General features: G+C 29.5%; 11 protein-coding genes. 6 read left to right on the top strand and 5 right to left on the bottom strand.

The window, feature by feature from the left end:
- Positions 1-106: 106 nt before the first annotated feature.
- From EV195_RS16095 to EV195_RS16085, 3 genes are all read right to left on the bottom strand, one after another.
- Entirely contained in the window at positions 107-1,192 is a 1,086-nt protein-coding gene (locus tag EV195_RS16095; RefSeq protein WP_132796005.1) for an energy transducer TonB, read from the bottom strand.
- A gap of 166 nt (positions 1,193-1,358) precedes the next feature.
- A complete protein-coding gene (gene lysS / locus EV195_RS16090) occupies positions 1,359-3,053 on the bottom strand; it encodes a lysine--tRNA ligase (RefSeq protein ID WP_132796004.1) in 1,695 nt (564 codons plus the stop codon).
- Between the two features lie 258 nt (positions 3,054-3,311).
- Positions 3,312-3,812 (bottom strand): DUF456 domain-containing protein, encoded by a 501-nt coding sequence (locus tag EV195_RS16085; protein WP_132796003.1) that lies wholly within the window; start codon positions 3,810-3,812, stop codon positions 3,312-3,314.
- A 138-nt stretch (positions 3,813-3,950) separates the two neighbouring features.
- Between EV195_RS16085 and EV195_RS16080 the strand changes: the two genes are divergently transcribed.
- From EV195_RS16080 to EV195_RS16060, 5 genes are all read left to right on the top strand, one after another.
- A complete protein-coding gene (locus tag EV195_RS16080; protein WP_132796002.1) occupies positions 3,951-4,430 on the top strand; it encodes a hypothetical protein in 480 nt (159 codons plus the stop codon).
- Entirely contained in the window at positions 4,423-4,791 is a 369-nt protein-coding gene (locus EV195_RS16075) for a BlaI/MecI/CopY family transcriptional regulator (protein ID WP_132796001.1), read from the top strand. The genes EV195_RS16080 and EV195_RS16075 overlap by 8 nt, the downstream gene beginning before the upstream one ends.
- A gap of 5 nt (positions 4,792-4,796) precedes the next feature.
- The gene (locus EV195_RS16070) at positions 4,797-6,311 is read left to right on the top strand and encodes a M56 family metallopeptidase (protein WP_132796000.1); all 1,515 of its coding nucleotides are present in this window, start codon (positions 4,797-4,799) and stop codon (positions 6,309-6,311) included.
- Positions 6,312-6,421: 110 nt separating this feature from the next.
- Positions 6,422-7,672, top strand: coding sequence for a tetratricopeptide repeat protein (locus EV195_RS16065; protein WP_132795999.1), 1,251 nt, complete (start codon positions 6,422-6,424; stop codon positions 7,670-7,672).
- 71 nt (positions 7,673-7,743) lie between these two features.
- Positions 7,744-8,184, top strand: coding sequence for an energy transducer TonB (locus EV195_RS16060; RefSeq protein WP_165915762.1), 441 nt, complete (start codon positions 7,744-7,746; stop codon positions 8,182-8,184).
- Here the strand turns inward: EV195_RS16060 and EV195_RS16055 are convergent.
- Positions 8,162-8,692 carry a hypothetical protein gene (locus EV195_RS16055; protein WP_132795997.1) on the bottom strand — a complete coding sequence of 177 codons (531 nt, stop codon included), beginning with the start codon at positions 8,690-8,692 and terminating at the stop codon, positions 8,162-8,164. The two genes, EV195_RS16060 and EV195_RS16055, sit on opposite strands and share 23 nt — an antisense overlap.
- Positions 8,693-8,830: 138 nt before the next feature.
- Here EV195_RS16055 and EV195_RS16050 point away from each other — a divergent pair, with 138 nt between their 5' ends.
- Positions 8,831-9,589, top strand: coding sequence for a hypothetical protein (locus EV195_RS16050; protein WP_132795996.1), 759 nt, complete (start codon positions 8,831-8,833; stop codon positions 9,587-9,589).
- A gap of 52 nt (positions 9,590-9,641) precedes the next feature.
- Here EV195_RS16050 and EV195_RS16045 read toward each other — a convergent pair whose 3' ends face one another.
- Positions 9,642-10,202 (bottom strand): Crp/Fnr family transcriptional regulator, encoded by a 561-nt coding sequence (locus EV195_RS16045; protein ID WP_132795995.1) that lies wholly within the window; start codon positions 10,200-10,202, stop codon positions 9,642-9,644.
- Positions 10,203-10,206: the final 4 nt, after the last annotated feature.

The following is a 10,206-nucleotide window of genomic DNA, read 5'->3' as shown; positions in this document are numbered from 1 at the left end:
CGGATAATTCTAATTTTATATTAGAATGAAAAAGGGGACTTTTAGTCCCCAGTATAATAAAACCTCTGTACTTTCAGTACAGAGTGATTTAGTTTTTTGAATTCGTTTAATTCAGTTTAAAACTAATTGGGAATTCATAAATAGTATGAACAGGAACATCATCTTTTAATGCTGGTTTAAACTTTGGAAGTTTTCTAATCAATTGTTCAGCTGCAACTTCAAGAATTTTAGCATCGTCAGGACCTTTAGTTCTAATATTTACAATTCTACCTTTATTACTAATAACAAAACTTACGTTTACAGTTCCTTCTATATCAGCATTAATAGCATCAACAGGATATGCAAAGTTCTCTTGAACATGTTTTTGAAGCTCAGTAATAAAACAATCAGAACTACTATCATTTTGCTTTTCACATTCTTCAAAAAGAGGAACTTCCTTTAGTTCTTCAAAAGTATACGATTTGTCATTATCTATTTCATCAACTTTCTTTGGTCTAATATTAGTTCTTTTTACACCTGGGATTTTGAATTTTATTTGTTGCGTATATTGAACATCAATAGCTCTTCCCAAATGTTTACCAGGAACAAATTGTGGCAACTTGTTAATTATTCTCTCTACTTCCTCTTTTAGAAGCTCACCATTATAAGGATATAAAACATCAGTAATTTTTGTATTTCCTTCTTTATCGATTATGAAGTTCACCATTACTCTACCTTGAATTCCTTCTTTATAAGCTTTTTTAGGATATTGAAAGTTTACTTGAATATGATGAGACATCAATTTTCTGAAACATGCTTCTTGTTCTAAGTAAGGAGTATCTTCACATTTATCGAATAAAGGGATTTGATCTACTGAGTGAAAAGAAACGATTCCGTTTTTACTTTCATCTTCTAAAGATAAATCTGTAATAAGATTTGTTTTTTTCTTTACCTCAGAAACCGTTTGTTGGTATCCGCCAGTGACGGCGCTTTTTGCCAAATCTCTTTTACGACGTACTCTTTTCCTTGAAGAAACTTCAAATGATACTTTTTTAGTTTTTTTCGTGTCATCTTTTTCAATGGTACATTTTGTGATGCTATTTAAGTCTAATACAGGATCACTAGATGGAGTTTCACAAGTTTCTGCTTGTTGCGAGTATGCACTAAATGACAGTACTGTTAGTGCTAGGGGGAATAAAAATTTAGTTTTCAAACTATTGTATTTAGGGGATTGGGAAGCCAAAAATAATATTTTTTTTTAAGCTTCAAAGTGAAGTGCTTAGACTTAAAGTTTACTTAACATTTCGATAAAAATAAAAAAGCGACTATAAAAATATAGCCGCTTTTTAGTATTATTTCTAAGGTATAAAAACCTATAGTTACACAATCTCAACAAATAAGCCTTCTTCCATTTTAGAAACTTTAGCAAGGTTATTTTTTGTCAGACCTTTAATTGTCTTATCCCATTTTTTATTACTCAATCCAGATTGAGCTTTTAATTCATTTAAATCTATTTTCTCTGCTTTTTCTATTAGAGCTAATAACGCTTTCTCATCGTCATTTAATTCAACAGAAGGAGCTTTTCTTTCTGGTTTCATTTGTGGGAAGAATAATACTTCTTGAATAGATGGATTGTTGGTTAAATACATAATTAAACGATCCATTCCAATTCCTAATCCAGATGTAGGAGGCATACCATATTCTAATGCACGTAAGAAATCTTGATCAATAAACATAGCTTCATCATCACCACGATCTGCTAATTTTAACTGTGCTTCAAAACGCTCACGTTGGTCAATTGGATCATTTAACTCGGAATACGCATTAGCAATTTCTTTACCACAAACCATCAATTCGAAACGTTCCGTTAATTCAGGATTATCTCTATGCTCTTTACATAATGGAGACATCTCTTTTGGATAATCTGTAATGAAAGTTGGTTGAATGTAATTTCCTTCACATTTTTCTCCAAAAATCTCATCAATTAACTTTCCTTTACCCATGGTTTTGTCAACCTCAATTCCCATTCCTTTGGCAGCTTCAAATAATTCCTCTTCAGATTTACCGTTAATATCAAAACCAGTAAAGTGTTTAATAGAATCAGCCATAGTAACTCTTGCATAAGGAGCTTTAAAATCTACTTCATGCTCACCGAAAGTTGCTTTAGTAGTACCATTTACAGCAATAGCACAGTGCTCTAATAACTTTTCTGTAAACTCCATCATCCAATTGTAATCCTTATATGCAACATAAATTTCCATTGCTGTAAATTCAGGATTATGCGTTCTATCCATACCTTCGTTACGGAAGTTCTTAGAAAATTCGTAAACACCATCAAAACCACCAACGATTAATCTCTTTAAATATAACTCGTTAGCAATTCTCATATATAAAGGAATGTCTAATGAATTATGGTGAGTAATAAATGGTCTAGCAGCAGCTCCACCAGGAATTGGTTGTAAAATCGGAGTTTCTACTTCAAAATATCCAGCATCATTAAAAAATTGACGCATTGCATTGAAAAGCTTAGTTCTTTTTACAAAAACTTCTTTTACATGAGGATTAACAGCTAAATCAGCATAACGTTGTCTGTAACGCATTTCAGGATCAGTAAATGCATCATATACTTTACCGTCTTTATCCGTTTTTGGCAGTGGCAATGGTTTTAAAGATTTACTCAATAATTTAAAATCTTTAACCATTACAGTAATTTCACCAACTTGAGTTTTGAACAATTCTCCCTCAAGGCCTATAAAATCTCCTAAGTCTAATAGTTTTTTGAACAAATCATTATACTTCATTTTATCTTCTCCAGGACAAATTTCATCACGGTTAAAGTATATTTGAATTCTACCCTCACTATCTTGCAATTCAGCGAACGAAGCTTTTCCTTGTACTTTTTTAGACATTAATCTACCAGCGATAATAACCTTTTCACCTTCCTTATAATTCTGTTTAATCTTTTTCGAATTAGAATTTAAAGGAAATAAGTCTGCTGGATATGGATTAATTCCAAGCTCACGTAATTTGGTAAGCTTTTCTCTACGTACAATTTCTTGTTCTGATAATTGCATTGTTAATTATTTTAAGTGGTTTAAATTAAAGGCGCAAAGATACAATCAATTGAAGAATTAAACAATCTTCTTTTTAAGTGAAAAAAATAAAAAAAGTGAAATTTATTTGGCAGTATGTGAAAAGTTTGTATATTCGCAGGCTGTTTAATTTTAAAAACAGCATTTAGTTGTGTTGTGAGGCAAGAAATTGCCTAGGTTTTGTTAACCAATGGAAAGCTTCCCTAACGGGTTGCTTTTTTATTTTATAGCTACTTCATTTTAGAATATTTCTGTATGATATTCCCAAACTTTACCTATAAATAGAATAAAATAAACACTCGCAATAGAGAACTTTATTGAAGTTGAAGCCAAGAATCCTATGAATGCTCCAATAGAAGCTTTTAATGCTCGGTTTGTGTCTTTACTATCATACAGAAGTTCTCCAACAAAAGCACCTGAAAAAGCTCCCACTAAAATTCCAAAAGGAATAGGAGAGAAGAGTCCTATAATTAATCCTATTGTAGTTCCATATGCTCCGTATTTAGTTCCTCCAAATCGTTTTGCTCCCATGGCAGGAATAAAATAATCCAACACAAAAATTAGTATAGCAATAAAAAGTGTGATGCCTAAGAATGTCCAGTTTTGAGGAATAGCTTTTGTAAGATGCAACAAAAATAACCCAACCCAGCTAGTAATTGGTCCAGGTAATATAGGTAAGAATGAACCAATAATTCCTAAGCAGACAAATATAAGTCCTGCTAGTGTTAGTAAAATATCCATAGAATTTATGATAATTTAATTATATGACGAGCAGTTTTTTAGATTGTTACATACGATTTGAATAATTTATAACTAAAAAATTAGTTTAAACTAATTTTTTAGTTATATTTGTAAAAGAGAGTTTTAAAAACGATTATTATGATGAAAAAGTATTTAGGAGTAATTGTGGTATTTATCACTTTATTTTCATGTAAGCAAGAAAAGGGAAGTGTAGTTAGTCTTCATAACTTAACAGAGTATGAAAAAATTAAAAAGTTACAACTGGATGATTCTTATATTAATTTATTAAACCCAAGTCTTTCAGATAAAGAAGAGTATGAAACTATTTTAAAATCTTGGAGTAGCTTTCATAATACAGTTAATGATGTTTTAACTAAGAATAATTTTTCTTGGGGTGTTGCTGATTCTAGTATTACAGTTGTAAATAAAATTTATTTCAAGAAGGATGGAACTATAAATTATTTTTTAGTGAATATTAAAAATGAGCATGTAAGTGATGAAACTAAAAACACTTATGTAAGCTTGTTAAAAAATAATTTAGATAAATTAACTATAGATTTAACAAGAGACAATCAATTTGCTCAATGTGGTAAAGTAAAATATAAGAATTATGAGTAAACAACTAACCAAAGCCGAAGAACAGATAATGCAAGTTTTATGGGATTTAGATGAAGCATCAGTAAAAGATGTTATTGCTGAGTTAACAGATCCTAAACCTGCTTATAATACAGTCTCAACAATTATTAGAATATTAGAGACTAAAGAATTTGTTGGACACAAAGCCAAAGGTAGAGGATATGTATATTTTCCATTGATAGCCAAAAAGGAATATAGCAATCAGAGTCTGCATAAATTAATGAATGGATATTTTGGAGGTTCATTTAAAAGCATGGTTTCTTTTTTTATGAAAGAAAATAAACTTGATATCAAAGAGTTGGAAACCATTTTAAAAGAAGTAGAAAAAAGTAATAAAAAATAAATGCTATGTTACATTACATTATTCAAGTTGTACTATTTCAAACCTTATTTTTAGCTATTTATGATTTGTTTTTAAGTAAAGAAACATTCTTTACCAAAAACCGATTTTATTTAATTGCTTCCGTTATTGTTTCATTTGTAGTACCGTTCATTAAAATTTCTAGTTTTCAAAAAGCAGTTCCTCAAGAATACAGTATTTTATTGCCTGAAGTTATATTGTCTCCACAAACCATTATCGAAAAACAAGAATGGTATCAATCTATTAGTTATTTAGATGCGCTATTTTGGACAGGTGTAGTTGTTTTTACCTTGCTTTTCATAGTTAAGCTATATGGAATTTTACAACTTTTAATAAAGAATCATGTAGAAAGGTATAACGGATATAAATTGATTTTTCTTCCAAATACAACAAAAGCTTTTTCCTTTTTTAATTTCATTTTTATTGGTAGTGATATACCATTAGAACGAAGAGATAAAATCATTCAGCATGAACAAGTACATGCTAAACAAAAACATACAGTAGATTTATTGTTTTTTGAATTACTAAAAATTGGCATGTGGTTTAATCCTATTCTATGGGTTTATCAAAAAAGAATAGCTACTGTACACGAGTTTCTTTCCGATGAAGTTGCTAGTAAATCACATGAAACAAAAATCTACATAAACAGTTTACTTGAACAAGTGTTTCAAGTTGAAAAAATATCATTTGTAAATCAGTTTTATAAAAATTCGCTACTAAAAAAGAGAATCATTATGATGACAAAAAAACGATCAACAAAAATTAAGCAGTTAAAGTATTTATTACTTGCACCCGTATTATTGAGTATGTTGCTATATACAGCATGTTCAGAAAAAGAACTTAATACAGATAAAGGAGATATTGTAATAGAGGAAAAAGGAAATTTCCCACCTCCACCGCCACCTCCAATATCTGGTTCCAAGAATCTTATGGATATATTTTTAGGTAAAAATCCACCTAACTCTAAAGAGTATGATTTCAAAGACTTATCGGAAGAAGAAAAAGATGAATTTTTAAAAAGAAAAAACTCATTTAAAGATGTTGGCGAAGATTTTAAGCTTCGTGTATTTGAAGGAGAGAACGGTAGAAAAGTGCTTTTTGTTGATATGCTTAAAATAATAAGAAAACCAACAAAGTCTAATAAACCGGATTATGGAGATATGATTCCTTTCTCAATTTTAGATGAATCACCTTCTTTTGTGGGAAAAGAAAAAGGAAAAGAAATTTTTAATGCTAATATTAGGGATTATATCCAAGAAAATTTTGATGTGAAATTTGCTAACAGTTTAGGATTAGAACCGGGAACTAAAAGAATATATGTTCAGTTTAAAATTGATGAACAAGGTAATGTAATTGTTATCAATGCAAGAGCGCCTCACCCTAAGTTGAAAGAATATGCTGAATCTGTGGTAAGAAAGCTTCCTAAATTGGTTCCAGGAAAACATGAAGGAAAACCAGTTAAAGTTGGATATACATTACCAATTACATTTGAAATTAAATAATAACAGAAAAAGAGAATTTTTATTATAACGATTACTATGATGCGTATAAAGGCTGAAGTTTTGCTTCAGCTTTTATGGCGGAGTAACACTTGTTAAATTAAAATAATACTATGAAGATAAGAATTATAACATTTTTTTTAACTGTTTTATGCATTGGTATAAATGCTCAAAAAGAATTGGAGGCAATAGATAGCTTAATTGAAATTGGACGATATAAAAAAGCATTACATCAGTTAGCTAATTTGTCAGAATCATTTAAAAAAAATTACAAAATTGCAAGTATTTATGAAGCCTTAGACAATAATAGAGAAGCATCAAATTACTTTAAAAAGGCACTAAATATCAATGATGATTATAAAACTAAAATTAAACTTGGCAATTCACTATTAAAAGAAAAGAAAACTAGTGAGGTTGTAAAGTTATATGAAGAAATTTGCCATAATGATCCAGAGAATTTAATTGCAAAGTATACGTTAGGCAAGCTGTATTTACAAGTAAATCAATATACTAAAGCAAAGATGATTTTTGGTGAATTAATTTCAAATGATGATGAAAACGCAAACTATTATTATCAGTATGCGCTAGCCAACCCACAACCAAAAAAGATATATAAACGAATAGATTATTATTTATTGGCGTATAAAAAAGACAACAATCATTTTAATGCAATTGAAAAGTTGGCAAGAAGTTTTACAATTATTAAAGATCGAGATTCGGCTTTGGTTTTTATCAATAAAGGATTAGCATTAAGTCCTAATCATATTGATTTAAATCGCTTAAAAATCAATAGTTTATTTAGAAATAAAAAGTATAAAGAGAGTGTCACTTTATTAAAACATATCGACTCTATTCAGCCTGACGAACATTATACGCACAAAATGTTAGGTCGTTGTTATTTTAATCTAGAAGATTATGATTTGGCTGAAAAGCATTTTCAACAAGCTAGTAGATTGGACATGGATGATTTTAGAAGTATGATTTATTTAGGAGACATTGCTATGCAAAAGAAAAACACTAAGATGGCGATGTACTTTTATATGTCAGGAACTACAAAAGGAAAGCAAAAAAGAGATAAAGCTTACATGGGATTGGCTAATGTTTTTTCGGAAATGAAGTTACCAAAAAATGTTTTAGAGAGTTACAAAAGTGCTGTAGAGGAAAATCCAAAGAACTACAAAGCAATGTTTGCTTATGCCCAACAATCTGATAATTATTATAAAGACAAAACAATAGGTTATAAACTTTACAAAAGGTACGAAGAAACGTTTCAGGGAAAAGATACTTTAACGGATAAGTTTGTTAAGGCACGATTAAAAGAAATAAAAAAAGAGTATTTCTTAAAGGGAGAGATATTAGAATAAATCTATTTTTTATATTTTCACTTAATAAATCTACAAAAGTGAATTATAGATTGTTTCTTTTTGTACTTGTAATGAGTTGTTTGGTATCATGTAATTATTTTACAGGTGATACTAAAAGCAATGAAACGGATTTAGATACAGTTGTAGATTTTACTACCGTAAATGTTTCCCCATCTTTTAAAGAGTGTGAACAGTTGATTGATGAAGACAAAACCAATTGTTTTAGAACTACTATCAGGAAGCACTTTACAGATAGGTTAGCACAAAACACGTTTTCAAGTCAAGAAGATATAAGCGAAACTGTAGTTTTAGTTTTACGAATTGATAAAAAAGGAAAAGTTACGCTCAAAGAGATACAATCTTCAGAAGAAATCCGAACTATATTACCCGAATTAACGTCTGTTTTGAATCGTATTGTTAGAGAAATTCCAGATTTATCACCTGCAACTAAAATAGGAATTCCAGTTACTACAGAATATCAACTACCAATCAAAATACAAACCAAAGAATAATTAGTAGTATAGGAGAAATAACTATTAAAATTGAGATAATGTTCCACAAACAAAAAATAGAATAATTAATTTTTTTTGGAGTAGGTTTTAATAGTAACTTGTTAATTTCTGGTATTGTTAAATTCATGAGTTTTTCTTTAGGAATTTTTTTATCGATTAAACCATCATAATTAAGTCCTTTCTTATATCCACTTATAGTTTGTTTAGGATAAGTTAAGAGTCCAAAACCCATAGCCCAAATACTCATAAATCCTATCGGAACATGTTTCCACATTCCTGTTGAAATTTCCCAGCCAGCAATAAAAGCTTCACCTTTCCATGAAACATCACAATTAAATAACACATGTTCAATATCATGAATATGAACAATGCTTTTTCTGAATTCAGCGTTTGGAAGTTTTATTGAGAACAAACGGAATTTCATTGTAAAATAGTCTTTGTCAGCTCCTCCGTTTTGATCAAGGTCATTCTCAAGATAAAATTGCTCTAGTTTTTGTGATACAATCATGTGCTAAATTATTTCAGCTAAAGGTATTTCAAGGAGTTTGACTAGAAATTGATTATTATCAAGAAAATTATGTTTCTGGATTATGGTAAAAAAAGATTATAGTAGTAGCTTTATAGAAAATTAATAACCAAGAAAATTATGAAGAGAATAATGTATTATTTTTTGTTTTTCATTTCACTATATTTCCTAACCGGTTGTGAAGTTGCTTGGGAAACACAGTTTAATAAAAATGGAAGTGGTAAGTATAGTATGATGGTTGATCTTTCTTCCATACTTCAAATGGCGTCAAGTATGCCAAGTCCAGATGAAGAAAAGTCATCTTCTATTAAGGATACGGTAATAGATTTTTCAAAGATTTTAGAAAATAAAAAAGATAGCATTTCTAAATTACCTAAAGATGAGCAAAAGCGATTAAAGGAATTAGAGGATTTATCGATTGAAATAAAAGCAGATACTGCTACTAATAAAGGTTTTATTCGTATTGATTACGATTTTGATGATATAGAAGATTTAAAATCGATTGGAGAAAAGCTTAAAAGAGTTGAAATTGATAAACTAGCGAATTTTGGAAACTCTAAGAAGATGGATGAGAAGAAGAAGGAGAAAGGACTTCCTGTAATTACAGATTTGTTCGATATTAATTTTAGTAAAAAAAGTTTTGAAACTAAAATCAAAGAAGAAGCGGCAAAAAACATGAAGAGTGATTCTGAAAAAGATGCTGCTTTTGCCAATATGATTGTGTTTAAAATACGTTATGTATTTCCTTACAGAATTAAAAGTGTAAGTAATGAGAATGTTAAAATTCTTTCAAATTTCAAAGGAATTGAATTTAATGCAAGCATTAGTGATATGGGGAAAAATCCTAATTTCTTCGATGTAAAAGTAGATTTTGAATAAACCGTTTTTCATAGAAATAATTGAAATGAGTCTTTGTAAAAAGGCTCATTTTTTATTTAGACCTAATTCTACTAAACGTTTCTGGTGTCATTCCTAAAAAAGAAGCTAGGTGTTTTGCAGGAATTCTATTGAATAAATCGGGTTTTCTTTCCAAAAGCTCTTCGTAACGTTCTTGAGAGGTATGAAGTAATAAGCTATCAATTCGTTCGGCTAAATCAATGTAAATTTTTTCTAAAAATAATCTTCCAAAATGTTCAAATTGATGACTTTCTTCAGAGAGTTTTTCGAGGTCAGACCTAGATATTGCAATACATTCTATGTCTTCTAAAGCTTCAATACTGTACTTGCTTTTTTTTCGTTGAATGAAACTATCTATAGCGGTTATACTTTCTTGTTCTTGGGCAATATGCACAGTTATATCTTTACCATCTCTAAAATAAAAGACACGTGCAATTCCACTGAATAACAAGAAAAAATGCTTGCAAATAGAATTAGACTGATGTAATAAATCGCCTTTTTTAAATGTTTTAGGAATCGCAACTTTTTCTAAAGCTTCGGATATTTCTTTGTTTTCTAATAAAAGATGCGCATTATGTAAGAAAAAAGAGTCCATTTAA

Origin of the sequence: Tenacibaculum skagerrakense (assembly GCF_004345825.1) — a bacterium.
Lineage (GTDB): Bacteria > Bacteroidota > Bacteroidia > Flavobacteriales > Flavobacteriaceae > Polaribacter > Polaribacter skagerrakensis.
This window is presented reverse-complemented; position numbering and strand designations above follow the sequence as displayed.

Bases quoted from the DNA above. Each gene is read 5' to 3' on its own strand.
- EV195_RS16070 (WP_132796000.1), top strand. From the start codon at position 4,797: ATGTTACATTACATTATTCAAGTTGTACTATTTCAAACCTTATTTTTA.
- EV195_RS16060 (WP_165915762.1), top strand. From the start codon at position 7,744: ATGAGTTGTTTGGTATCATGTAATTATTTTACAGGTGATACTAAAAGC.
- EV195_RS16055 (WP_132795997.1), bottom strand. From the start codon at position 8,692: ATGATTGTATCACAAAAACTAGAGCAATTTTATCTTGAGAATGACCTT.
- lysS (WP_132796004.1), bottom strand. From the start codon at position 3,053: ATGCAATTATCAGAACAAGAAATTGTACGTAGAGAAAAGCTTACCAAA.
- EV195_RS16085 (WP_132796003.1), bottom strand. From the start codon at position 3,812: ATGGATATTTTACTAACACTAGCAGGACTTATATTTGTCTGCTTAGGA.
- EV195_RS16080 (WP_132796002.1), top strand. From the start codon at position 3,951: ATGATGAAAAAGTATTTAGGAGTAATTGTGGTATTTATCACTTTATTT.
- EV195_RS16065 (WP_132795999.1), top strand. From the start codon at position 6,422: ATGAAGATAAGAATTATAACATTTTTTTTAACTGTTTTATGCATTGGT.
- EV195_RS16050 (WP_132795996.1), top strand. From the start codon at position 8,831: ATGAAGAGAATAATGTATTATTTTTTGTTTTTCATTTCACTATATTTC.
- EV195_RS16075 (WP_132796001.1), top strand. From the start codon at position 4,423: ATGAGTAAACAACTAACCAAAGCCGAAGAACAGATAATGCAAGTTTTA.
- EV195_RS16045 (WP_132795995.1), bottom strand. From the start codon at position 10,202: ATGGACTCTTTTTTCTTACATAATGCGCATCTTTTATTAGAAAACAAA.